Raw genomic sequence first — 21,305 nt, forward strand, 5'->3', positions numbered from 1 at the left:
CTCCTCACGCAGTCCCGCCGCTCACGGGCGGGAAGAGCGCGAGTTCGTCGCCGTCCTCGACGGCCGCGTCGAGGTCGTCGACGGTTTGGCCGTTCCGGAGGACGTTGATGTGGTCGTGGAGACTGCCGTCGTCGTCGAGTACGCGGTCTTCGAGCGCGGGATGGTCGACGAGGAGAGCGTCGAGGGCTGCCCCGACGGTGGCGCCGTCGAAGTCCACGGTGACGTGGCGGTCGCCCGCGACTTCCGCGAGGTCCGCGAACAGCTTCCACTCGGCGTTCATGTTCCCGAGTCGGACTGGGAGGCCTAAGAGCCTCCCGACTCCGTCGGCGCCACCGGCTCCCCGCCCGCCTCGGCCTCGATGCGGCGGAGGGTTTCGGGGCGCGCGACGACGTACAGCCAGTCGTTCCCGGCGAGCCGGCGGTTTCGGGACGGAATCGGTTCCACGGGTCCTTCGCCGGGCCGGACGGCGACGACGGTGGCGTCGATGTCGCCGAGCCGGGTGCCGTCGAGCGGGCCGTCGGGCGCGATGCGAATGGCGGTCATCGTCTCGTCCGCGGCGCGGAGGAGCGTCGCGAACTCGCGGTCCGCGGTCGGCGTCGACGGGAGCGTGAGGAGTCGGTACCGGCCGCCCGCGACGCGTTCGGCGTCCGTCTCGTCGAGCGCGAGCGTGACGGTGTCGCCCGCGGTCGCGCGGAGTTCCGCGGTCGCGACGCGCTCGGGGTTCTCGCCCGTCGTCCACACCTGCACCACGTCGCCCGCGCTCGCGGAGTTCGGGGGGTCGGCGACGACGGCGACGGCGGCGGTGCCGGGGCCGAGCGTCGGGCCGATGCCGGCGAGTCGGCGGCCGACCGCGAGGTAGGTGACCGTGCCGTCGGGCTCCATCTCCACGTCCACGTACCCCACGTCGTGGTCGTCCTTCAGGCGGTTCACCACGCGCTCGCGGAGGTCCTCCACGGTGAGCCGGCGCGGGAAGATGAGCGTCTTCCCCGCGATGTCGTCCTTCACGGACGCCTCGACGCGTTCGTACTCGTCGATGTCCGCCACGTCCTCGGGGAGCGTGACGGCGACGACGCGCCCGACCGCCTGCACCAGCTGGCTGACCTCGCCGGTCACCTCGCGCGCGCCCGCCGCGGCGAACACGGAGGTCGCGACCCGGTCGCCCGTCCGCTGGCCGACGGGACCCACCGCGGTGGCGAGCGCGAACGCCACGCTGTTGAACAGCACGACGTTCATCTCGAACAGCTCCGATTGGCCCGCGAGCACCTGCGTGAGGGCTGATTTCGTGTTCAGATAGAGCGCGACGGAGGAGACTGCGGCGAGCACGGCCAGCCCGGTCGAGATGCGGTCCCGGAAGTACCATCGGTAGCCGAGCGCGACGAGCCCCGCGGTACCGCCCGCGAGCACGGTGAGGCCGAACAGCCGGACGGCGGCGACCGCGGACACGCCGAACAGGGTCGTCTGGGCTATCACGCCACCACCTCGGCGAACGCGTCGAGCGCGTCCCGGGACCCGACGACGAACGCGTCGTCGCCCGCCTCCAGTCGCGCGGTCCCCCGCGGCGCCATCGTCCACGCGCCGTCGTGTCGTATCGCGAGCACCACGACGCCGTGCTCAGTCCGCAGGTCGCTCTCCGCGAGCGTACGGCCTGCAATCTCGCTCTCCGTGCCGACGGTGACGCGGCGGAGGCGGTGGCCCGCGCGCCGCAGGAGGCTCACGAGCTCGAACTCCCGGCGCGTGCCCCGCGACCGCACCACGACAGTCCCGCCGTCGGCGGCGAGCAGCGTCGTCGCGGCCGCGCGGTCGACCGCGACTGTCACGCGACCCTCGCCGCCCGTTGTCGTTCCCGCGACCATCGCGCTCGCCGTCTCGGTGCCGCCGTCCGCCGTCGGACCGTCGCCCGTCGCCGCGTTGTCCGCGGGAGTCTCCGGTTTCTTCTCGCTGCCGGACTTCGCGCTCACGACGGTGCCGGCGGCGGTCGTCCCGTCCGCGACGACAGTTACCGTGTCGCCGCGCGCGACGCCGGTCGGGACGAGCGCCTCCACGGAGACCGCGCGCTTCCCCGAGGGCACGCGCTTCGACACCCCGGAGACGGGCGGTGCGGCGACGACGGTCGCGCGCGCCTGCTCGTCGAGCGTCACGTCCGCCGCCGCGAGGTCGAACTCGCTGCGCAGGCGGTCCTCGAACCGCGTCTCGATTTCGCCCACCGGGAGGTCCGCGGGGAACGTCCACTCCGTCTCCCGAATCTCCGCGCGAAGCGGCTCCGGGAGCGGCGGATACCCCTCCATGTCGGCGATGTCGCCGACGATTTCGACGCGGACCTGCCCGCGCGTGCCGACGAGTTCGACCACGTCCCGGCTGAACGTGCGCTCGCGCAGGCTCTTGATGCTGATTCGCTTCGGGAGCGTGCCACCGAGCTTGTCGCCCTGTGCGTGCGCGTAGAAACTCATCATTAGAATGACCAGTAGCGCGGTGAGTACCGTGGTGCTGTTCGCGGACTGGAGGATGGTCTGGTCCGTGAACGCCAACAAGCCGCCGTTGATGCCGGCGACGGCGACCGCGAGCACGACGACACCGAGCGCGGGAATCGTCAGGCCGGTGACGTACTTGAACGCGAACCCGAACCCGAACGACACCAGCACGGGGACCACGCCCGCCAGCAACCCGAGGTAGATGCCGCGGAGCACCTGCACCGCGAACCCTGACTCCACTGCCATAGTTCGAATGAACGCGCGGCCGCCTTACCAGTACCGCCCCGTTTATGCCGACGGGACCTCCCTTTCCGGGTATGGTCGTCTCGCGCGAGTCGGTGGCGACCGGCCGTATCGCGGTCGGGCTGACGATGCTCGTCGCCGTGCTCTCGGTCGTCACCGGCGTCATCGAAATCAGCCAGCCCGGCCACTTCGGCCCCCTCGCGCCCTACCTCCCCGAGGCCCTGAAGCAGGCCGCGGGGTTCACGGGCGCGCTCACCGGCTTCCTGATGGTGTTCAGCGCGCTCGGGATGCGCCGCGGACTGCGCGCCGCCTGGTACTCCACCGTGGTTCTCCTCCCGGTCACCGCCATCCAGGGCGTCGTCCAGACGAGCATTTACTCCACGCCCCTCATCGTTCTCTCCGTCGTCTCGATTCCCGTCGTCTGGCTCACCCGCGACCGGTTCGACCGCGCGCTCTCCCTCACCACGACACAGCTCTCCGCGGGCATCGCGCTCACCGGCATCCAGATATACGGGACCGTCGGCGCGTACGCGCTCCGCGAGCACTTCCCCGCCATCGACACCATCCTCGACGCCTTCTGGTTCACGCTCGTCACGTCCTCCACCGTCGGCTACGGCGACATCACGCCGACCACCCAGACCGGCCGCCTGTTCGGGCTGAGCGTGCTGGTCCTCGGGACCGCGAGTTTCGCCATCGCGCTCGGCGCGCTCCTCGGTCCCGCCATCGAAGCCCGGTTCGCGAACGCACTCGGACGCATGACTCAATCACAACTCGAAGCCCTCGAAAACCACGTCATCGTCGCCGGCTACGGCGACCTTACGGAACCGCTCATCGTCGAACTCCGCGAGACCGGGACGCCGTTCGTCGTCGTCACGCCGGACGCGAACGTCTCGGACCGCCTTCCGGAGGAGACCGTGCTGGTCGGAGACCCGAGCGACGAGGACGTCCTCGACCGCGCCGGCATCGACCACGCGCGCGCCGTCGTCGCCGCCACCAACAACGACGGCGAGGACGCGCTCGTCGTCCTGACGGCCCGTCAGATGAACGCGGACGTGCGCATCGTCGCCGCCGCCACCGAGAAGGAGAACGAACCGAAACTCAAACGGGCCGGCGCGGACGCCGTTGTCAGCCCCGCCGTCATCGGCGGCCGCCTCCTCGTCCGGTCCGCGTTCGGCGACGAGGACTCCGAACGCGTCGCCGACGAACTCCTCGAAGGCGACTGACAGCGACAAAACGGGCATCTGAACGCCTGTTCAGGTAATGGCATGGGTTCGACCGACGACTGCTGTGAGCGCGAGACCGGGCTGGACGCGGCGACGCAGCGTCGCGCCGTCCGCGAGCGCTACGCCCGCATCGCCAGCGACGCCGACTCTTGCTGCGGCGCGGACGTGGCGGCGAACGCCGCGGCGCGCGTCCGCACGCTCCTCGCCGACGCCGGATTCGTCGACATCGACGTGTCCCCGGTAGACGACAGCGCGGAGATGCTCTCCGAGTGGCACGACGACTGCGACCCGAGCGACTTCCTCGTCTCCGCCAGCATCACCGCCCGCACGCCCGACTGAGTCGGGCTACGCGCGGTGAACGACCGCCACGTCGGTCTCCACGTCGCCGATGCGGCTGAACGTCGGCGGCGACACCACCCGTGACGCCGCGGAGCGGTTCGAACTCGCCCCCAGCACGACGAGGTCGTAGTGGGCGTCGTTGCGCTCGATGAACGACTCGATGCTGGAGCGCGACACCCGCGTCTCCGAGCGGCAGTCCGTGGTCTCCACGAGGTTCGCGAGCATCGACTCCGCGCTCCGGCGCTCGCGCTCGTGGTCGATACACGTGCAGACGCTCACCGTGCCCGCGTGTCCGGCGAGCCGGCCGGCGTAATCTATCATCGCGTGCGCGAGGTCGCTCGCGGTTCGCACGGGGACCATCACGCGCTTCCACGTCGTGCTCCCCGTCGCGGACCGGAACGCGATTGCGTCCACCGGCCCCCGGAGAACGGTGCGGACGAACGGCGACGTGGCGTCGTCCTCCTCCTCGTACGGCGTGACGATGAGGTCGCAGTTCGTGCGCTCCGCGGTGTCGAAGACGGTCTCCGCGGGCGCCTGCCGGTCCACGGCGACCACGACCTCGACGGGGACGCCGACCCGGGTCTCGATGTGGGCGGCGTGCCGTTCGAGTTCGCGCGCCGCCTCGGTCGCGACCTCCTGTTGGGCGCACTCCTCGGGGTTCTCCACGTCCTCGTCCAACCGGGCGCGCGTCGCCTGCGCCACCTCGCGCTCGTCCATCACGTCCAGCAACACGACCTTCGCGGCGTCGTGCGCGGCGGCGATTCGCGCGCCGAACATCGCCGTTTCCGTCACGTGCTCGCCCCGCATCGGCACGAGCACGTGGTCGTCGCCCTGCGTCGTCTGGTAGAGGTAGCGCGCTCGCTGCTCGTAGAACTCGCGGCGCCACGCGACGAACACGCCCGCGACCACGAGCGAGGACACGAGCACGCCCGCCAGATACGCCAATTGAGCGTTCCCCGTCAGGAGGACGAGCAGCGCGGTCGAAAAGGCGGTCGGGAGTTCGAGGTCGAGCAGCCACGTCGCGACGCCCGTGAACAGAATCGCGAGCGCCGCGCCGCTCGCGTGCACGTCCATCGTCGTCGGCGACACGCCGTACGCGAGCGCGGTGGCTTCGAGCGCGAGCCAGCCACAAAAGGCGCCGAGCGTCAGCCCGCCGACGAACCGCCGCGGCTCGGCGTACCGGCCCTCGGGGTCGGCGAACAGCGTGTACGTGCTGGACGCGAGCGGCGGAAAGAGGAGGAAGGAGATGTTCGGCACGAGCTGTGAGAGCAGCGTGACGAACCCGATGAGGAGCGGGACGAACAACAGGACGGAAATCCGGGTGAGGTTGCTCGTGGTTTCGAGCCACCGCCGGAACTCGTTCACCTCGCGGCGTTCGATACGGCCGGCTCGGCGGCGCGCCGCACGGATGCGCTCACGGAGCCGGTTCAGCATACCCCGCACAATTCCCTCGGGGTTTTTGCGTCTTTCGCGTTCGCCGCCGCGTTACGCGAGGTCCGCGACCGCGTTCAAGCTGAGCGTGATGGCGCGCTCGACGTTGTCCCGGGCTTTCGCCGGGAGTTCCTCGTCGTCGGTCGCGCCCTTCTGCGTGCCCTTCACGAGGTTGCCGTCGACGGTGCAGATGGCGCCGGCGCGCATCCCCTTCCGGCGCGCGAGCGAGAACACGGCCGCAGCCTCCATCTCGACGGAGAGGATGTTCGCCGCCTCCCACGCGGCGACGTACTCGTCCGTTTCGGCGTAGAACGCGTCGTCGGACGCGATGGGGCCGACGTGCACGTCCTCATCGTTCGCTTCCGCGGAATCGACGAGCGCCGACAATACCGTGTAATCGGGGACTGCGGGCAAGGTCTCGGCCTCGTAGCGCTTCGACGTGCCCTCGTCCTTCGCCGCGCCAGTCGCCACTATCATGTCGCCGATTTCGATGTTGCGCTGGAGCGCCCCCGTCGTCCCCACGCGGATGACGGTGTCGACGCCGACGTTGTACAGTTCCTCGATAGCGATAGCCGCGGACGGACAGCCGATACCGGTCGAGCAGATGGTGAGCGGTGTGTCCTCGTAGGTCGCGTTCACGACCTTGTACTCGCGGTTCTCCGAGACGACCTCGACGTCCTCGCACTGCTTCGCGATGCGGTCGACGCGCCCGGGGTCGCCCGGAATCAGCGCGATGTCGTTCACGTCGCCCGGTGCCACGAGCAAGTGGGGCTGCTTCGCCATACTCGGAGTTCAGGAGGGGGAGAGAAAAGTACCGCGTTCCTACGCGTAGCGGTCGAGGAGTTCGCGCTCCCGCGAGATGAGTTCCGCGACGCCGTGTTCGAGTAGCGTCTCCGCGAGTCCGGTGGCTACGTAGTACGAGTGAACGCCGTTCTCGCCGCGGTCCTTGCGTTTCCGGTTCTGCACGAGTCCGACATCTTGGAGCGTGTCGAGGTGGTAGTGGAGGCGATTCGACGGAACGTCGAGGGCGTCCGCGAGGGCGCTCGCGCTCGACTCGCCGTTCCGGAGGAGAGCCGTCAGAATCCGATACCGCGTCGAATCCCCGATAACGCGCTGCATCGCGAGGTAGTCGTCGAGGTCGAGGAGGCTCTCGCCGGGAAGCGGGGGCGGCGCATAGCGGTCGTCAGCCTCGGACATCTGTGCGTGTCCGTACACACCGCCAGCGTATAACTATATCTGAGTCAGTTAGGGCTGAAAAAACCCTATTTTATATACTCTGGTCGCGTGGGTCGAGGAAATGCGCGAGCGTCTCCTGGAGACCCTCCCACGGACGCGATATCGCCGCTTCCTCGTGTACGTGATGGGTCCGTACAAGGCCCACGCCCACGAAGACGAAGCGCAGTTCGCGTTCCTTAAACGGGTGCGCGACGGGCTTCGCGACGCCGGATTGAACGCGTTTCTCGCGACCGATATCGACATCCCGCTGACGGAGATGGACGCGGGAACGCAGTCGCTCGAATTCGCTCGCGCGAGCAACGTCGTCCTGTTCGTAGTGCCGAGCGGAGGCCGCAACCTCGGCGTCGGAATCGAAGTCGGCGCCGTGCTGGAAGACCGAATGAACACGCCCGGTCGCGTGCTATTCGTCCACGAAACCGGCGTTCGGAGCGCGATGATAGCCGCGGTTGCGGACCGCTGGAACGCGACGATAGACGACTACGAGGACGACGTGGAACTCCTCGAACGCGCGAAACTGTTCTCCAGAGACGTGATGGAACGCGAACGAACGGGCGACCTCCCGACGCTCGACTAGACGAGGCCGTCGGCCGCTGGCGGGCCGAATCCCACTCGTCCACGACCCGCCAGTGCCCGCCGCGCTCGGGGGCGGTGTAGAGCGCGTCGTCGGTGCCCGCGACCGTCCCGCGTTCGCCGGTGGCGACGCTCTGTACGCCCTCGCAGACGAGGAACGCCGTCACGCGGTCCGAGAGCGCGGCGAACGTACGCGATACCACACGGACGCACCCACCAAAACGGTTCGCCAGCAACGACGCGCCAGCAATCGAAACGTGACGACCATCGCGGAATTAGTATCGGTCGTCGAGAAACGCCTCGACTTCGGGCTGCGTGGGGGCGGTGCGCGCGCCCTCGGAGGTGGCGGCGAGCGCGCCGCACGCGTTCGCGTACTCCAGCGCGCGCTCGACGCGGTCGGCGTCGATGCCGTCCTCGGTGAGGATGACCGACAGGAACCCCGCGGCGAACGCGTCGCCCGCGCCCGTCGTGTCCACCGCGTCCACCTCGAACCCGGGGTGGTCGTAGCTCCCGGTGGCGGTGTGGACGGTCGCGCCGCGCGCGCCGTGCTTCACCACCACGAGACCGCCCCGGGTCGGCGGCGCGTTCGCGTACTCGGCGCCGAGCACGGACGCGGCCTCCCGGCCGTTCAGGAACAGCACGTCCGCGCGCTCGATGGTCGCGGAGAAATCTCTGGAGTCCAGCCGCCGCCCCGGGTCGAAGCTCACGGTGGCGTTCGCGTCCGCGGCGAGGTCTGCGAGCCGGGTCGCGGTCTCCGGGCGCTGGCTCGTCAGGTGGACGTGGTCGATTCCCGCGACCGTCTCGTCGTCCACGCCGTCGGGGGCGACGGCTTCGTTCGCGCCGTCGTTCCCGAGGACCATCACCTGCCCGCTCGCCGCGACGACGAGGTACTTCACGCTCGTCTCCCCGTCGTCGACGACACGCAGACGGTCGGTGTCCACGCCCGCCTCCGCGAGTTCGCGGCGGACGAGCAGGCCGTTCTCGTCGTCGCCGACGCTCCCGAGGATGCTCGCGTCCACGTCGTGTCCGGCGAGCGACGCGGCGACGTTCGCAGCGCTCCCGCCGCCGGCTGCGTGTTGGCTCTCGATGCGCGCCTCGCCGTCCGGGTCCGGGAGCGCGTCCACGCGAAGCGTTACGTCCCAGTTCACGTGCCCCGCCGCGAGCACCCGCACGCTCCCGGTCATGGCGCGGTCACGACGAACAACAGGAAGTTGTGCATACCCGGACCGAGTCCGACCGCCGCGACGAGGCCGAGGAGGAGCGACCCCTCCGCTTCGGCCTCCCGAACGTAGTCCGCGAGCAGCACGGTGATGCCGGCGGCGAGCGCGAGCTTCACGAGCACGAACAGCCACCCGCTCCCGAGCGCGTCCGCTGTCGGAAGGCTCGCCGCGAACTCCATGATGAGCCGGGAGAGTGGCGTGCGCTCCCCGAACCCGAGCACGTCCACGCCCACCGCGGTGGTCGCGCCGTCGAGCGCGTGCCCGACTACGACGAGCGCGCCCGCCGGCCACGTCACGCGCGCCGCGCCCGGCCGCACCCGCCGCAGCACCGTCCACACGACCGCCGCCGCGACCACGCCGACCGCGAGACCAGCCGCCGGCCACGCGAGCGTCAGGCCGCCGTGCGTCGTTCCGTACTGGAGCGACGCACCGACCGGCGCCGCGAGCGCGAGGAACCCGGTTCCGGCGAGCACTCGGAGCGGCGCGTCCGTCCGACTCGCGCCGATCCAGCACAGGCCGGCGAGCACGAACGTCGACGCGTACACTATCGGCGAACTCGCGAACGGCGCGGCCGCTTCGGGAAGCACCCCTAGCTGGTAGGTGACGTACAGCGTCGACCCGACCGCCATCCACGGCGCGAGCGCCACGATGCTCCGCGGCGTCACGCGAACGCGGGCCGCCCGAAGCCCGTACGCCACCCCCGCCACGCCCACGAGCACCGCGAGCAGGTGGGGGAGCGGCGGGACCTCGACTCCTGCGGGCAACACCATACCGGACGCCCGCGGCCCGACGGGAAAACGTTGCCGCTCCACGCTTGCTCCGAGAGAATATCAAACCCATATAATATAGATAGATAAATAAAATATAGTTATAGAGAAAATTTATTGCAGGAGGATATCGTCTGTCGTATATGGGAAAAAATGAACTCGGCCGGAGATATGTACTAAAAAAATCCGCAATTGCACTGAGTAGCTTGGCTGTATCAAGTACTGCTGTCAGCGCGTCTACTCATGAACCAGGCCCCAGTCTTAGAAGTGAAGGCATCGAAAGTGAGATAACCAAGCTGCAGGAGGCCGGAAATCACCAGAAGGTATCTCAAGTTCTTTCTGAGTATGGGATTCCGCATGGCGTCACTGAAAAACAAATTTCGTCTGACGGTTCAACAGTAGATACTGCATCGCTACATCAAGGTGAAACGCTTGAAAATAATAGTGGTTCTTCCGTGGTTGTCTCTCCACAAGAAGAATACGACTATAATGCTTCTACTTTCACTCGAACAACCATTTTAGCGGACTCTACACCCGATAACGACGCAGCCGATTATTGGCGGATTGGTTTGTCCTGGGTATTGGATACTGGTAACCCGTTAGATGGTACACTTGAGAGCGCGAGTCCTCCCGATGGAATCCAAATCAGTGGCTCGGATTCAAACTGGACTCACGATTCTCCAAAAGCAAGGGCGTATTGTGAAGGTCCAACAGTAAATACTGACATCAATACAAAAATAAGAGGGGTGGGTGCGCGATTTGACGACCCTGACACAACAATTGAACCAAACGGAAAACGAATGGGGGGCGTACAAACCTACTTTTGGCGGAAGAATACGGATATTCCGTATATGCTCTTTTCTACCTACAGACACGCGTGGACACATGCAACCGATTCTCTTAGTATCACGTATGCCGCAGTACCATTTGGCTTCACCGTCGGTTTCGATACTGACTTCTGGGAGGTCCAGATAAACCACCAAATTTCTCCCGACAATACCGTTACTGAAAACCGACGCTACCCGTAACCCCCGGACGTACCTACTATGTCTCCCTCCAAACAAAACGACGCAATTCCCGCGTGTTCGCGTCGTCGGTTCCTCGCAACGGTCGGTATCGGCTTGACCGGGAGCGTCGCTGGCTGTACGTCCGGCGACGACGACTATCCCACCGGGACGCTCCGGTTCGCGAACAACCACGACCTCCCCCACTCGCTTTCGCTCCGTGTTACCGACGTTGGCGCTCGACCGACCGACATGAACCGTTCTGTCGATGGCTATGCGTCCGTGCCGCCGTCCCAGCGGAACATAACGACGGCCACCACGCTCCAGCCCGGTGACGAACAGACGTATCGAAGCGTCTTCACCGAACCGGCCTGGTACGCCATCGAGTTCTCCCTTGACGGGCGCGTGCTGGACGGGTCCCGCGGCCATCTCGCGTTCAATCCGATTCCGAACGAGGCGAGTGAAGAAACCCGCTACCTGACTGCGAGTGTCACCAAGGCCGGGGAGTTCTCGTGGGGAACTCCCCACCTCTGACAGCTACTCCCCGAACACGTCGTCGGGGCGGTCGCCGTAGCGGTCGCGCATCAGCGTGACGAGGCTCTCGGGGGCGTACTGGCCGCGTTCGGTGACGACGGCGTCCACGTACCGAGCGGGCGTCACGTCGAACGCGGGGTTCGCGACCGACACGTCGAGGTCGGTGTCGAGGACTTCCGCGGGGTCGCGTTCCTCGATGTCGATCGGGTGGCCGGCGAGCGTCCGCGGCGCGAGTTTCAGGGTCTGGGCTGCGACGGTGACGGGAACGTCGCGCTCGCTGGCGCTCGCGGCGAGGCCCGCGGTGCCGATTTTGTTCACGACGGCGCCGTCCGCGCGCACCGCGTCTGCGCCGACGAGCACATGGTCAACCTCTGGGAGGAAGTGGTGGGCGGCGGAGTCCACGATGAGCGTCACGTCGACGCCGAGTTCGCGCAACCGCTCGGCGGTGATGTGGCCCTGCTTCCGGGGACGCGTCTCCTTCACGTACGCGGAGAGCGACTTCCCCGACTCGACGGCGCGCTCGACGCACGCGAGCGCGTCCGTCGAGTGACAGTGCGTCATCACGGTGTCGCCGTCCGCGAACCGCCGGCCGCCCACCGCGCCGAGGTCGTCCTGCGCCGCGTCCAGTTCCGCGCGGAAGTCCTCGACCGCCGCGACCACGCTCTCCCGGAGTTCGGGCACGCTCTCGCCCGCCATCCCGCCGAGCACGAGGCGGAGCGCGTTCGGCAGGGAGACGGCGGTCGGCCGGGTCTCCCGGAGGCGGTCCGCCGCCGCCGTCATCGCCGCGCGGAACTCAGCGGGCGTGTCCGCATCGGTCTCCCGGGCCTCGACGGCGAGCGCGTCCGCCGCTGCGCGCGCGATGGGGGCCGCACCCCGCACGTCCATCGACGCGATGCGTTCCGCAGTGTCCGCGACCGCGTCGCTGACCATAGGGATTCCTTCGCGGGATACCGGGAAAAAGAGCGGGGGCGCTGCGGGGCGACCGCCGCTACAGGGCGTCCGCGTTCAGGTCGCCCGCGAGGTAGCGTTCGCCCGACGCCGTGAGTTCGAACACGCCGTCGTCGGGCGTCGCGAGCAGGCCGCGGTCCGCGAGCACGTGACAGCGCTCCCCGAGACGTTCCACCGAGGGCGTCGCGATGCCGCCCGTCGACCGGAGCACGCGCTCCACGTCCGTGAGCGTGCCGCGGCCCTCCGTCGCGACCGACTCGAGGACGCGGTCGTCCACGGGAGACATCCAGTGAGCGGGCTGGCGCATACTGACTCGAACGCCCACAACCGCCGTAAAAACACCGGCCGTTTATGCGTCGCGGCCTCGACTTCCACCCATGAATCGGGACGCCCTCGCCGCCGCCATCGACCACACCGTTCTCGGCCCCGAGACCACCATCGCGGACGTGGAGCGCGTGCTCGACGACGCGAGCGAGTACGGCATGAACGCCTGCATCCCGCCGTGTTACGTCGCGGAAGCCGCCGAGTACGCGCCGGACGTGACGCTCGCGACCGTCGTCGGATTCCCGCACGGCCAGCACCACCCCGCCGTGAAGCGCGCCGAGGCCGAGCAGGCGTGGGACGACGGCGCGGACGAACTCGACGTGGTGCTCAACGTCGGCCGCCTGAAGAACGGCGAACATGACGCCGTCCGCGACGACATCGAGGGCGTCGTCGCCGCCACCCCGCTCCCCGTGAAAGTCATCGTCGAAACCGCGCTCCTCACCGACGCCGAGAAACACGCCGCCGGTAAACTCACGACGGAGGCGGGCGCGGACTACCTCAAGACCTCCACGGGATTTGCGGACGGCGGCGCGACCGTTCCGGACGTGGAACTCCTCGCCGAGTACCTGCCCGTGAAAGCCAGCGGCGGCATCGGCACCGCCGACGAGGCGCTCGCGATGCTCGACGCCGGCGCGGAACGCATCGGCGCGAGCTCCGGCGTCGAAATCCTCGAGGACTACGACTGAACCACGAACGTCGTTCGAGTTCCGCCGTCGTCGTACCCGGTCGCGACGACGAGTCCGTCGGTCGCGGCGACTGACGGCCCGACGTAGCCGCCGAGCGCGAGCGTCCACGTCTCGTCGCCCGACTCGCGGTCGAGCGCCGCGAGCACGCCGTCGTCCCGACCGACGAACACCGTGTCCCCGGCGACGGCTGGCGCGCACCGGACGTTCGCGTCCTCCGGCCCGTACGACCACACGACCTCCCCCGTCTCGACGCTGTGCGCGTCGAGCGCGCCCGTGCCGCTGTACAGGTGGCGGCCGTCCAACGCGAGCGCCCGCCACCCCGCGCCCTCGTCGTGCTTCCAGACGACCTCGCCCGTGCGGCGGGAGAGCGCCGCGAGCGTCCCGTAGTGGCCGTTGACGTAGACGCGTTCGTCCCCGATGACCGGCGCTTGGGGGTCGCGCGCGGCGAGGTTCGTCCGCCACACGGGCGTTCCGTCCGTCCTGAACACGTAGACTTCGCCCGTCGCGGTCGCCGCGGCCGTCACGGCACCGTGCGTCGCCGGCACCGTCACGAGGTTCCCCCAGACCGACCGCGTCCAGACGTCGCGGTCGTACCGCCCCACACCGGCGAGCCGGCCGTCCGCGAGCGCGACGACGAGCCGCCGATTACGGTTCGAGACCGCGGGCGGCGTCACCACCTCGGCCGGGAACTCCACCCGTGTGACCAGGTCGCCCGAGTCCGCGTCGAACCCGCGGAGTTCGGAGTCCGTGGGCGTGTAGGCAACGCCGTCGAACACGGTCGGCGGGAATTTTCCCGTTGTCTCCGCGCGCCACGCGAGTTCGCCCGACGCGGTGTCGAACGCGCGCACCCACTCGTCGTCCGAGACGAACACGCGGTCGTCGGCGATCGTCGTCCCCGTCCACGACGGCGGCTGCTCGACGACGCTCGCCGTCTCCGGGTCGGAGAGCGGGGTGGCGTCGCGCGCGAACCGCGTGTTCGCGTGGTCGTGACCGAACGACCGCCAGCCGTCCTCGAACGAGACGCCCGGATAGTCGCTCCTGATTCCGTCCCCGTCGTCCATCAGCGAACACCCGGCCGTCGCGGCGAGCGCGCTCGCACCCGTCGCGGCGAGGAACTGTCTGCGGGAGGGCATACACCGAACCTGTCCGCCGCCCGACTAAACGGTTCGGGTGGGTTCGGCCACCTCCTTTTTTCTCGTCGGCCGTCGTCCGCCCCCGTATGCACGGGTGGCCGCGGTGAGTTCGCGCGAGTGGATTCCGTCCCGCGGAGAGCGCGTGCCGCTCTGGGGCGTCGTGCTCGTCCTCGCCGCCGTCGTCGGGTTCGCCGTCTACTCGTTCATCGGGACGTTCGTCCTCGGCGTCTTCATCTACTACGGTGTCCGCCCCGTCTTCCGCCGTCTCGACCGCGTCCTCCCGGAGAGCGTCGCCGCCGTTCTCACCCTCCTCCTCACCGCGCTCCCGTTCTTCCTCGTCGCGGGCTACTTCGTCCTGATGGGGTTTCACGAACTCCTCCCGCGGCTCCGGAGCTACCAGGAACTCCTCCAGCCGTACGTGAACGTGGACGCGCTCCTCCAGCAGCCCGTCGACCGGTTCGTCGCGTACCTCCGGAACCCCGAGCGGTACTCCGTCACTAGCATTATCGAGCAGGCCCGGCGGTTCTTCGGCCTGTTCTCCAGCGTCCTGATGAACCTCGTGCTCGCGACCCTGTTCGCGTTCTACCTCCTCAAGGACGGCAAACGCCTCCGCGAGTGGTTCGCGGGGTTCGCGGGCGACGGCTCCGCGACGTACGCGTACGCCACCGCCGTGGACCGCGACCTCGAAACGCTCTACTTCAGCACCGTCCTGATGGTGTTTGTCATCGCCGTCGCCGCCGAAGTCGTCTACCACGGCTACAACATGTTCGCGCCGCCCGCAATCGGCATCCCCTTCCCGACCGTGCTCGCCGTCGCCACCGGACTCGCCGCGCTCATCCCCCTCGTCGTCGGGAAAGTCGTCTACCTCCCGCTCGTCGGCTACCTCGGGTACAGCGCCGCGACCACGCCCGAGGTCAGCCTGCTCTTCCCCGTCGGCCTGCTCGTCGTCTGCTTCCTCTTCCTCGACTTCATCCCGATGACGTTCGTCCTCCCCGAAATCGCCGGCCGCGGCATGCACGTCGGCATCGTCATGTTCGGGTACATCGTCGGCTCGATGGTGTTCGGCTGGTACGGCCTCTTCCTCGGCCCGCTCGTCCTCGTTCTCTCCGTGCAGGCCGTCCGCATCCTCCTGAAACCGCTCGTGTTCGGGGAGGAAGTGACCGGCGAGGTGAACACCGCCGAGGACATGGGCGCGGACCCGCCCTGAAGCCCGGGGTTACCCGGCGCGTTCGCGTCGCTGTCGAATCGTCTGCCGAGCCAGTATGACGGTCACGATAGCTGAAACCGCCGCCAGAAGCCAGGCCTGCTGGAGGACGCCGTACACCACGAGGACCCCGAAACTGGCCGGAATGAGTACACCGGAACGGTTCGGATAGCGGTTCTGGAGCGGAAGCAGAACCGCTCCGGCGACGAACACGACCGTGAGCCACCCGTATCCGCCCGCTCTCGTTTCCGTCCATCCCCAGAACGTGACCGCCGCGAGACCGAGAGAAATCCCGCTGAGTAACCCCGTCATCACGATTCGAGACGCTCCCCGGCGTTGTGCGACGGCCAGGACGGCACCGCCGAGAATCAACACGACGCCCACGAGCAAGACGGTGGGTCCGAGGTTGAACACGATGCCCGCGACCGAACTGGCCAGTCCGAGAGCGGAGAACGATAGCCAGTATCGCGTGGTTGGAGGGGGACTCATGACTGTATGTTTCGGTGTGCTGTTATGATTTTACGGGTGGGCGGCTCGTGTGCTCGTTCCGGTGGAGGAGTTCTTTCGGACGGAAAAAACGCATCGGACGCTACTCGGCGCGCTCGCGTCGCTGTCGAATCGTCTGCCGAGCCAGTATGACGGCCACGATAGCTGAAACCGCCGCCAGAAGCCAGGCCTGCTGGAGGACGCCGTACACCATGAGGACGCCGAAACTGGCCGAGATGAGGCTCTCCGCGAGGGTTCGATTCCGGATTCGTAGCGGGAGCAAGACCGCTATCGCGACCAACACGCCAGTGAGCAATCCGAGTGGTTCACTCCCGGTTTCGACCCATCGCCAGAATGTGACTGCCGCGACACCGAGAAAAAGCCCGCTCCGTAACCCGACTATTACGAGCCGAGACGCCCCCTGTCGCTGCGCCACGGCCAGCAGGATGCCGCCGAGAACCAACACGACGCCCATGAGGAAGACGGTGACGCCGAGGTTGAACACGACGCTCGCGACGGAACCGACTACTCCGAGGGCGGCGAACGACCAAGATTGCGTAGTAGGAGGATTGCTCATTGATGTTTATTTGTGGTTTATTATGCTGGTACGGGATCTTCCTTAAAGCCTTCCGCCGCGATAGTTCTTGACGAACCATACCGATGAGGTGATGTGGAATTTAAAAATATCTTTATTAAATTACTATAATAAAGATAAGATATTATGGTTGTTTTCGGAGTGGTGTTTCCTCTTTTCTTGAAGCGCGGGGCTTTTGACGACTCCGACAGTACACGGTCGTGATGGCCCGGTACCACATCGAAACCTACGGGTGCACGTCGAACCGGGGTGAGAGCCGGGAGATAGAGAAGCGGCTGCGGGACGCCGGCCACCACAAGGTCGACGGGCCGAAAGCGGCGGACGTCTCCATCCTCAACACCTGTACGGTCGTCGAGAAAACGGAGCGCAACATGCTCCGCCGGGCGGAAGAACTCAGTGAGGAGACCGCGGACCTCTTCGTCACGGGCTGTATGGCGCTCGCGCAGGGCGAGCAGTTCCAGGAGGCGGACGTGGACGCCCAGGTCCTGCACTGGGACGAGGTGCCGGAGGCGGTGACGAACGGCGAGTGTCCGACGACGACGCCGGACGCCGACCCCATCCTCGACGGCGTTATCGGCATTCTCCCCATCGCTCGCGGCTGCATGAGCAACTGCTCGTACTGCATCACGAAGCAGGCGACCGGCCGCGTCGACAGTCCGCCCGTGGAGGAGAACGTGGAGAAGGCGCGCGCTCTCGTCCACGCCGGCGCGAAGGAGATTCGTATCACGGGACAGGACACGGGCGTGTACGGCTGGGATACCGGCGAGCGAAAGCTCCCCGAACTCCTCGACCGGATTTGCACCGAAATCGAGGGCGACTTCCGCGTCCGCGTGGGGATGGCGAACCCGGGCGGCGTGCACGGCATCCGCGAGGAACTCGCGGGCGTGTTCGCCGAACACGACGAAATCTACAACTTCCTCCACGCGCCCGTCCAGTCCGGGTCGGACGACGTGCTCGAAGAGATGCGCCGCCAGCACCGCGTCGAGCAGTACCTCGACATCGTGGAGACGTTCGACGAGTATCTGGACGAGTGGACGCTCTCCACGGACTTCATCGTCGGCTTCCCTACGGAGGACCCGGAGGACCACGAGATGTCGATGGCGCTCCTCCGCGAGACGCGCCCCGAGAAAATCAACATCACGCGGTTCTCGAAGCGCCCCGGCACCGACGCCGCGGACATGAAGGGCCTCGGAGGTCAGGTGAAGAAGGACCGCTCCTCGGCGATGACGGACGCGAAGATGGAGGTCGTCGGCGAGGCGTACGAGTCGATGGTCGGCACCGAACGCGACGTGCTCGTCACCGAGCACGGCACGGGCGACTCCGTGAAGTGCTACGACGCCGCGTACCGCCAGATTATCGTGCAGAACGCCTCCCAGCACGACCTCGAACCCGGTGACTTCGCGACGGTCGAGGTGACCGGGCACTCGACGGTGTACGCGTTCGCCGACCCCGTGTAGGCCGGACACCACGCCTTTGTCACCGGCCGCCGTGTCTCCACGTATGTCCAGCGAGACTGACAGCGCGTGGAACCGCCTCTACATCGACGGCGAGTGGCGAGACTCCGGAAGCGGCGAGACGATTTCCGTGGAGAACCCGGCGACCCGCGAGCAGTTCGCCGAGGTTCCCGCGGGGACCGTCGACGACGTGGACGCCGCGTACGAGGCCGCGGACGCCGCCCAGGACGAGTGGGCGGCGCTGTCGCGCGAGGAACGTCTGGAGTACGTCGAGGCGATGCGGGACGAACTCCAGGAGCGCTACGAGGAAATCGCGGGACTGCTCGCGCGGGAGAGCGGGAGCGCGATGGGGAAGGCGACCGGCGAGGTCGGTATCAGCCTCGCGGACTTCGGCACCGCGCTCTCCGTCGAACCCGAGGGCGACGAGGTACGGGACTCCCAGTTCGTCTCGGAGAAAGACCACCACATCGTTCAGGAACCCGTGGGCGTCGTCGGTATCATCAGCCCCTGGAACTACCCCCTGCACCTGACGACGCGCGCGCTCGCGCCGGCGCTCGCGCTCGGGAACACCGTGGTCGTGAAACCCGCAAGCGATACGCCCGTCACGGGCGGCCTCTTGCTCGCCGATATCGCTGACGAGGTCGGCCTCCCGGACGGCGTCCTGAACGTCGTCACCGGCCACGGGAGCGACATCGGCGACCGACTCTCCGACCACCCGACGCCCCGCGTGCTCTCCTTCACAGGCAGCACGGCGGTCGGGCGGACTGTCGGGAAGCACGCGGGCGAGAACATCGCGATGCCCGCGCTCGAACTCGGCGGGAACGGCCCGTTCGTCGTCACCGAATCCGCGGACGTGGAGCAAGCGACCGCCGCGGGTGCCGTCGGCTCGTTCACCCACCAGGGCCAGGTCTGCATCTCCATCAATCGTCACGTCGTCCACGAATCGGTTTACGACGAGTACGTCCAACGCCTCGTCGAGCACGCGGAGTCCCTGACGGTCGGCGACCCGACCGACCCCGAGACGGACTTCGGCCCCATCGTGAACGAGGGCCAGCGCGACGACCTCGCCGCGTTCGTCGCGGACTCGGTCGAGGAGGGCGCGACCCTGGAGACCGGCGGCGACTACGACGAGTTGTTCTTCGAACCGACTGTGCTCTCCGGCGCGACGAACGACATCGCCGCCGCCTGCAACGAGCACTTCGGCCCCATCGCGCCCGTCATCCCCGTCGAGAGCGACGAGGACGCCATCGAGGTCGCGAACGACACCGAGTACGGCCTCTCCGCGGCCGTGTTCGCCGACGACGTGGCGTACGGCCGCGACCTCGCGGACCGCATCGACGCCGGGATGGTGCACGTGAACGACCACCCGATTCAGGACGAACCGAACGCGCCCTTCGGCGGCATGAAGGCGTCCGGTCTCGGCCGGTACAACGGCGAGTGGATAATCGACGAACTCACCGAACCGAAGTGGATTTCGGTCCAGAACGAACCGCGCGACTACGACCTCCTAGAGTGAGAGCGTGACCGCGCCCGCGTCGCTCACGCCCGTCGCCGCGTCGTGGTCGGCGAAGGCGTCGTGGAGCGCGTCGTAGGTGTCGGAGAGCGCTTCGACGACGACCTTCGTGTCGCTGACGACGGGCATGAAGTTCGTGTCGCCCTCCCAGCGCGGGACGACGTGCGTGTGCAGGTGGTCCTCGATGGACCCGCCCGCAGGCCCGCCGCCGAGGTTGAGTCCGGCGTTGTACGCGTCCGGCCCCATCGCCGCGTCGAGCGCGTCGAACGTCGCCTGCTTGAGGCGCGCGTGGTCGAGCAACTCGTCGTCCGAGAGCGCGCCGTAGTCGCCGCCGTGGTCGTACGGAATCACCATCGCGTGCCCGGGATTGTACGGCGCGTTGTTCAGCAGGCAGAAGGCGTGCTCGGAGCGCGCGACGATGCGGTGCTCGCGGTCCGTTCCGTGCTCGGGGAGCTCGCAGAACACGCACTCCTCCACGTCTGGGTTCTTGTCCTCCCGCTCCACCCACTCGATGCGCCACGGCGCGAACACGCGGTCCATACCCGGGAGTACGACGCCGTCGGGAAGAACGGTTCGGCTCCCGCTCGGGGGGCCGTCGGCTCACGTCGGATACACGTGCTGGCTCGAAACTAAGGGTGCATTTTTAAGTTTCTCGGGCGGCTCTTTTGAGCCGAGGGTGGTTCCGATGGCGAGTAAAACACCTCATTCCGACGGCATGACGGAACTGTGCGAGAGCTGTGGGCAGGAGACCCCTCACGAGGTCTCTATCGAACTTCGAACGGAAAGTTCGAAGTCCGAGAACTCCGAGTTCTCGCGCGAACCCTACCGGGTTTCCGAATGCCGTTCCTGTGGCGAAACGAGTAGCCAGCGAATGAACAACGCCTAACCGGCGTCACCAGACTCCCAGACGCCCCCTCATTATTATTCATACCCTATCAGCGCCGCGTAGTCCCTACTCCGTCGTGCGCTCGCAGCCGTCCTCCGTGACGATGACCGTGTGCTCGGCCTGACTCACGAGTTCGCCCGCCTGTTCCTTCAGGACGGGGTAGCTCCGAATCACGTCGTTCATCTCCAGGCGGCGCAGCCCCATCTCCGCGCGCGGCGTGTCCAGCCAGCGCGCCGCAAACGGAAGGCCGTCGAACGCCGCGGCGGCGTCCAGGACCTGACGGGCCTGCCGGTTCCGCACCGACTTCTCGTCGACGACCTCGTAAATCTCGGTCGCCTGCCCCTCCGAAACCTTCCCGTTGCCCGTCGTGGCGAACGGCTCGATGGCGAGCACGTCCCCCTCCTGGAGTTCGACGCCCGTATCGACGCCGCGGTTCGGGACGTTCGGCCCCGTGTGCGCGTCGTACACCTCCAGGCCGTGCCCGGTGAGGTTCACGATGGGCTTGAAGCCGTACGCCTCGATGACGTCCTCGACCTCCGCGCCGACCTCGCCCGTGTGCACGCCCGGCTCCACCGCGTCCAGCGCCGCGTCCAGCGCCTCCTCCGCGGCCTCCACGAGCTCTCGGTTCTCCCCGAGGTCGACGGTCGTCGCGGCGTCCGCGATGTGGCCGTCCACGTGCACGCCCACGTCCAGACACACCACGTCACCCTCCGCGAACTCGGTCTCGTCGTCCGCCCCGGGACTCGCGTGGCTCGCCTCCTCGTTCACGCTGATGTTCACCGGGAACGCCGGCTTCGCGCCGCGCTCTCGAATCTCCGACTCCGCGAACTCCGCCACCTCCAGATGGGTCGCCCCCGGCTCCACCAACTCAGCAGCCTCCGCCATCACATCCGCGAGGATATCGCCCGCTTCCTGATACTTCTCGTACGCCTCCGACCCGCGCTCCACAGAGTCAGTCATACCTCGCGCTTAGAGTGACACGGGAAAAGAGGTTGCGCCTCCCACCCCACCTTTTTCATCGTCGGGGGGGCGTGGGCGGGC

Annotated in this window: 25 protein-coding genes; 10 read left to right on the top strand and 15 right to left on the bottom strand. The window is 67.6% G+C overall.

Annotated features, from left to right (window positions below; all coding sequences use genetic code 11):
- Nucleotides 1-4 precede the first annotated feature (4 nt).
- From U3A55_RS02935 to U3A55_RS02945, 3 genes are read right to left on the bottom strand one after another with little or no spacing between them, the layout of a single operon-like run.
- The gene (locus tag U3A55_RS02935) at nucleotides 5-280 is read right to left on the bottom strand and encodes a ubiquitin-like small modifier protein 1 (protein ID WP_330990030.1); all 276 of its coding nucleotides are present in this window, start codon (nucleotides 278-280) and stop codon (nucleotides 5-7) included.
- Between the two features lie 23 nt (nucleotides 281-303).
- Nucleotides 304-1,470, bottom strand: a complete 1,167-nt coding sequence (locus U3A55_RS02940; protein ID WP_330990031.1) for a TrkA C-terminal domain-containing protein — start codon at nucleotides 1,468-1,470, stop codon at nucleotides 304-306.
- Nucleotides 1,467-2,714: a potassium channel family protein gene (locus U3A55_RS02945; protein WP_330990032.1), complete on the bottom strand. Its 1,248-nt coding sequence runs from the start codon at nucleotides 2,712-2,714 to the stop codon at nucleotides 1,467-1,469. The genes U3A55_RS02940 and U3A55_RS02945 overlap by 4 nt, the downstream gene beginning before the upstream one ends.
- Before the next feature lie 71 nt (nucleotides 2,715-2,785).
- Between U3A55_RS02945 and U3A55_RS02950 the strand changes: the two genes are divergently transcribed.
- Together U3A55_RS02950 and U3A55_RS02955 are read left to right on the top strand one after the other, a co-directional pair.
- Nucleotides 2,786-3,934 (top strand): NAD-binding protein, encoded by a 1,149-nt coding sequence (locus U3A55_RS02950; protein WP_330990033.1) that lies wholly within the window; start codon nucleotides 2,786-2,788, stop codon nucleotides 3,932-3,934.
- Nucleotides 3,935-3,976: 42 nt separating this feature from the next.
- Complete coding sequence (locus U3A55_RS02955; RefSeq protein ID WP_330990034.1) at nucleotides 3,977-4,273, top strand: hypothetical protein; 297 nt, start codon at nucleotides 3,977-3,979, stop codon at nucleotides 4,271-4,273.
- A gap of 6 nt (nucleotides 4,274-4,279) precedes the next feature.
- Here the strand turns inward: U3A55_RS02955 and U3A55_RS02960 are convergent, their stop codons facing one another.
- The 3 genes from U3A55_RS02960 to U3A55_RS02970 are packed head-to-tail and all read right to left on the bottom strand — an operon-like array spanning nucleotide 4,280 to nucleotide 6,901.
- On the bottom strand, nucleotides 4,280-5,707 hold the full coding sequence (locus U3A55_RS02960; protein ID WP_330990035.1) for an HPP family protein: 1,428 nt from the start codon (nucleotides 5,705-5,707) through the stop codon (nucleotides 4,280-4,282).
- Between the two features lie 51 nt (nucleotides 5,708-5,758).
- Entirely contained in the window at nucleotides 5,759-6,487 is a 729-nt protein-coding gene (locus U3A55_RS02965; RefSeq protein ID WP_330990036.1) for a nucleoside phosphorylase, read from the bottom strand.
- Nucleotides 6,488-6,526: 39 nt separating this feature from the next.
- Nucleotides 6,527-6,901 (bottom strand): helix-turn-helix domain-containing protein, encoded by a 375-nt coding sequence (locus U3A55_RS02970; RefSeq protein ID WP_330990037.1) that lies wholly within the window; start codon nucleotides 6,899-6,901, stop codon nucleotides 6,527-6,529.
- Nucleotides 6,902-7,001: 100 nt separating this feature from the next.
- On the opposite strand from U3A55_RS02970, the gene U3A55_RS02975 reads away from it, so the two are divergent.
- Nucleotides 7,002-7,514 carry a DUF7509 family protein gene (locus U3A55_RS02975; RefSeq protein ID WP_330990038.1) on the top strand — a complete coding sequence of 171 codons (513 nt, stop codon included), beginning with the start codon at nucleotides 7,002-7,004 and terminating at the stop codon, nucleotides 7,512-7,514.
- A 271-nt stretch (nucleotides 7,515-7,785) separates the two neighbouring features.
- Here the strand turns inward: U3A55_RS02975 and U3A55_RS02980 are convergent, their stop codons facing one another.
- Nucleotides 7,786-8,694, bottom strand: a complete 909-nt coding sequence (locus U3A55_RS02980; protein ID WP_330990039.1) for a carbohydrate kinase family protein — start codon at nucleotides 8,692-8,694, stop codon at nucleotides 7,786-7,788.
- Nucleotides 8,691-9,500 (bottom strand): DUF63 family protein, encoded by an 810-nt coding sequence (locus tag U3A55_RS02985; protein WP_330990040.1) that lies wholly within the window; start codon nucleotides 9,498-9,500, stop codon nucleotides 8,691-8,693. Before U3A55_RS02985 ends, U3A55_RS02980 begins: the two co-directional genes overlap by 4 nt.
- A 140-nt stretch (nucleotides 9,501-9,640) precedes the next feature.
- On the opposite strand from U3A55_RS02985, the gene U3A55_RS02990 reads away from it, so the two are divergent.
- Nucleotides 9,641-10,525, top strand: coding sequence for a hypothetical protein (locus U3A55_RS02990; RefSeq protein ID WP_330990041.1), 885 nt, complete (start codon nucleotides 9,641-9,643; stop codon nucleotides 10,523-10,525).
- 18 nt (nucleotides 10,526-10,543) lie between these two features.
- Nucleotides 10,544-11,035: a hypothetical protein gene (locus U3A55_RS02995; RefSeq protein ID WP_330990042.1), complete on the top strand. Its 492-nt coding sequence runs from the start codon at nucleotides 10,544-10,546 to the stop codon at nucleotides 11,033-11,035.
- 3 nt (nucleotides 11,036-11,038) lie between these two features.
- Here U3A55_RS02995 and U3A55_RS03000 read toward each other — a convergent pair whose 3' ends face one another.
- Both U3A55_RS03000 and U3A55_RS03005 read right to left on the bottom strand, forming a co-directional pair.
- Complete coding sequence (locus tag U3A55_RS03000; RefSeq protein ID WP_330990043.1) at nucleotides 11,039-11,965, bottom strand: ribose 1,5-bisphosphate isomerase; 927 nt, start codon at nucleotides 11,963-11,965, stop codon at nucleotides 11,039-11,041.
- A gap of 58 nt (nucleotides 11,966-12,023) precedes the next feature.
- A complete protein-coding gene (locus U3A55_RS03005) occupies nucleotides 12,024-12,290 on the bottom strand; it encodes a hypothetical protein (RefSeq protein WP_330990044.1) in 267 nt (88 codons plus the stop codon).
- A gap of 70 nt (nucleotides 12,291-12,360) precedes the next feature.
- Between U3A55_RS03005 and deoC the strand changes: the two genes are divergently transcribed.
- Complete coding sequence (gene deoC / locus U3A55_RS03010) at nucleotides 12,361-12,993, top strand: deoxyribose-phosphate aldolase (RefSeq protein ID WP_330990045.1); 633 nt, start codon at nucleotides 12,361-12,363, stop codon at nucleotides 12,991-12,993.
- On the opposite strand, the gene U3A55_RS03015 is transcribed toward deoC, so the two are convergent.
- Complete coding sequence (locus U3A55_RS03015; protein WP_330990046.1) at nucleotides 12,984-14,126, bottom strand: outer membrane protein assembly factor BamB family protein; 1,143 nt, start codon at nucleotides 14,124-14,126, stop codon at nucleotides 12,984-12,986. The genes deoC and U3A55_RS03015 overlap by 10 nt on opposite strands.
- A gap of 103 nt (nucleotides 14,127-14,229) precedes the next feature.
- Between U3A55_RS03015 and U3A55_RS03020 the strand changes: the two genes are divergently transcribed.
- A complete protein-coding gene (locus U3A55_RS03020; protein WP_330990047.1) occupies nucleotides 14,230-15,333 on the top strand; it encodes an AI-2E family transporter in 1,104 nt (367 codons plus the stop codon).
- Between the two features lie 9 nt (nucleotides 15,334-15,342).
- Here U3A55_RS03020 and U3A55_RS03025 read toward each other — a convergent pair whose 3' ends face one another.
- Both U3A55_RS03025 and U3A55_RS03030 read right to left on the bottom strand, forming a co-directional pair.
- Nucleotides 15,343-15,819, bottom strand: a complete 477-nt coding sequence (locus U3A55_RS03025) for a hypothetical protein (RefSeq protein ID WP_330990048.1) — start codon at nucleotides 15,817-15,819, stop codon at nucleotides 15,343-15,345.
- 100 nt (nucleotides 15,820-15,919) lie between these two features.
- Entirely contained in the window at nucleotides 15,920-16,393 is a 474-nt protein-coding gene (locus tag U3A55_RS03030) for a hypothetical protein (protein ID WP_330990049.1), read from the bottom strand.
- A 221-nt stretch (nucleotides 16,394-16,614) separates the two neighbouring features.
- Here U3A55_RS03030 and U3A55_RS03035 point away from each other — a divergent pair, with 221 nt between their 5' ends.
- Together U3A55_RS03035 and U3A55_RS03040 are read left to right on the top strand one after the other, a co-directional pair.
- Entirely contained in the window at nucleotides 16,615-17,868 is a 1,254-nt protein-coding gene (locus U3A55_RS03035; RefSeq protein ID WP_330990050.1) for a tRNA (N(6)-L-threonylcarbamoyladenosine(37)-C(2))-methylthiotransferase, read from the top strand.
- A gap of 43 nt (nucleotides 17,869-17,911) precedes the next feature.
- Complete coding sequence (locus tag U3A55_RS03040; protein WP_330990051.1) at nucleotides 17,912-19,381, top strand: aldehyde dehydrogenase family protein; 1,470 nt, start codon at nucleotides 17,912-17,914, stop codon at nucleotides 19,379-19,381.
- On the opposite strand, the gene U3A55_RS03045 is transcribed toward U3A55_RS03040, so the two are convergent.
- Nucleotides 19,373-19,918 carry an HIT family protein gene (locus tag U3A55_RS03045; protein WP_330990052.1) on the bottom strand — a complete coding sequence of 182 codons (546 nt, stop codon included), beginning with the start codon at nucleotides 19,916-19,918 and terminating at the stop codon, nucleotides 19,373-19,375. The two genes, U3A55_RS03040 and U3A55_RS03045, sit on opposite strands and share 9 nt — an antisense overlap.
- 145 nt (nucleotides 19,919-20,063) lie before the next feature.
- Here U3A55_RS03045 and U3A55_RS03050 point away from each other — a divergent pair, with 145 nt between their 5' ends.
- Entirely contained in the window at nucleotides 20,064-20,264 is a 201-nt protein-coding gene (locus U3A55_RS03050; RefSeq protein WP_330990054.1) for a DUF7835 family putative zinc beta-ribbon protein, read from the top strand.
- A gap of 66 nt (nucleotides 20,265-20,330) precedes the next feature.
- On the opposite strand, the gene map is transcribed toward U3A55_RS03050, so the two are convergent.
- Nucleotides 20,331-21,224 carry a type II methionyl aminopeptidase gene (map, locus tag U3A55_RS03055; RefSeq protein WP_330990055.1) on the bottom strand — a complete coding sequence of 298 codons (894 nt, stop codon included), beginning with the start codon at nucleotides 21,222-21,224 and terminating at the stop codon, nucleotides 20,331-20,333.
- Between the last annotated feature and the right edge of the window lie 81 nt (nucleotides 21,225-21,305).

The sequence above is a fragment of the Salarchaeum sp. III genome (genome assembly GCF_036418315.1).
Lineage (GTDB): Archaea > Halobacteriota > Halobacteria > Halobacteriales > Halobacteriaceae > Salarchaeum.

Excerpts from the sequence above, each read along its gene's own strand:
- U3A55_RS02935 (WP_330990030.1), bottom strand. The coding sequence starts at position 280 with ATGAACGCCGAGTGGAAGCTGTTCGCGGACCTCGCGGAAGTCGCGGGC.
- U3A55_RS02945 (WP_330990032.1), bottom strand. The coding sequence starts at position 2,714 with ATGGCAGTGGAGTCAGGGTTCGCGGTGCAGGTGCTCCGCGGCATCTAC.
- U3A55_RS02950 (WP_330990033.1), top strand. The coding sequence starts at position 2,786 with ATGGTCGTCTCGCGCGAGTCGGTGGCGACCGGCCGTATCGCGGTCGGG.
- U3A55_RS02955 (WP_330990034.1), top strand. The coding sequence starts at position 3,977 with ATGGGTTCGACCGACGACTGCTGTGAGCGCGAGACCGGGCTGGACGCG.
- U3A55_RS02960 (WP_330990035.1), bottom strand. The coding sequence starts at position 5,707 with ATGCTGAACCGGCTCCGTGAGCGCATCCGTGCGGCGCGCCGCCGAGCC.
- U3A55_RS02965 (WP_330990036.1), bottom strand. The coding sequence starts at position 6,487 with ATGGCGAAGCAGCCCCACTTGCTCGTGGCACCGGGCGACGTGAACGAC.
- U3A55_RS02970 (WP_330990037.1), bottom strand. The coding sequence starts at position 6,901 with ATGTCCGAGGCTGACGACCGCTATGCGCCGCCCCCGCTTCCCGGCGAG.
- U3A55_RS02975 (WP_330990038.1), top strand. The coding sequence starts at position 7,002 with ATGCGCGAGCGTCTCCTGGAGACCCTCCCACGGACGCGATATCGCCGC.
- U3A55_RS02980 (WP_330990039.1), bottom strand. The coding sequence starts at position 8,694 with ATGACCGGGAGCGTGCGGGTGCTCGCGGCGGGGCACGTGAACTGGGAC.
- U3A55_RS02985 (WP_330990040.1), bottom strand. The coding sequence starts at position 9,500 with ATGGTGTTGCCCGCAGGAGTCGAGGTCCCGCCGCTCCCCCACCTGCTC.
- U3A55_RS02990 (WP_330990041.1), top strand. The coding sequence starts at position 9,641 with ATGGGAAAAAATGAACTCGGCCGGAGATATGTACTAAAAAAATCCGCA.
- U3A55_RS02995 (WP_330990042.1), top strand. The coding sequence starts at position 10,544 with ATGTCTCCCTCCAAACAAAACGACGCAATTCCCGCGTGTTCGCGTCGT.
- U3A55_RS03000 (WP_330990043.1), bottom strand. The coding sequence starts at position 11,965 with ATGGTCAGCGACGCGGTCGCGGACACTGCGGAACGCATCGCGTCGATG.
- U3A55_RS03005 (WP_330990044.1), bottom strand. The coding sequence starts at position 12,290 with ATGCGCCAGCCCGCTCACTGGATGTCTCCCGTGGACGACCGCGTCCTC.
- deoC (WP_330990045.1), top strand. The coding sequence starts at position 12,361 with ATGAATCGGGACGCCCTCGCCGCCGCCATCGACCACACCGTTCTCGGC.
- U3A55_RS03015 (WP_330990046.1), bottom strand. The coding sequence starts at position 14,126 with ATGCCCTCCCGCAGACAGTTCCTCGCCGCGACGGGTGCGAGCGCGCTC.
- U3A55_RS03025 (WP_330990048.1), bottom strand. The coding sequence starts at position 15,819 with ATGAGTCCCCCTCCAACCACGCGATACTGGCTATCGTTCTCCGCTCTC.
- U3A55_RS03030 (WP_330990049.1), bottom strand. The coding sequence starts at position 16,393 with ATGAGCAATCCTCCTACTACGCAATCTTGGTCGTTCGCCGCCCTCGGA.
- U3A55_RS03035 (WP_330990050.1), top strand. The coding sequence starts at position 16,615 with ATGGCCCGGTACCACATCGAAACCTACGGGTGCACGTCGAACCGGGGT.
- U3A55_RS03040 (WP_330990051.1), top strand. The coding sequence starts at position 17,912 with ATGTCCAGCGAGACTGACAGCGCGTGGAACCGCCTCTACATCGACGGC.
- U3A55_RS03045 (WP_330990052.1), bottom strand. The coding sequence starts at position 19,918 with ATGGACCGCGTGTTCGCGCCGTGGCGCATCGAGTGGGTGGAGCGGGAG.
- U3A55_RS03050 (WP_330990054.1), top strand. The coding sequence starts at position 20,064 with ATGGCGAGTAAAACACCTCATTCCGACGGCATGACGGAACTGTGCGAG.
- map (WP_330990055.1), bottom strand. The coding sequence starts at position 21,224 with ATGACTGACTCTGTGGAGCGCGGGTCGGAGGCGTACGAGAAGTATCAG.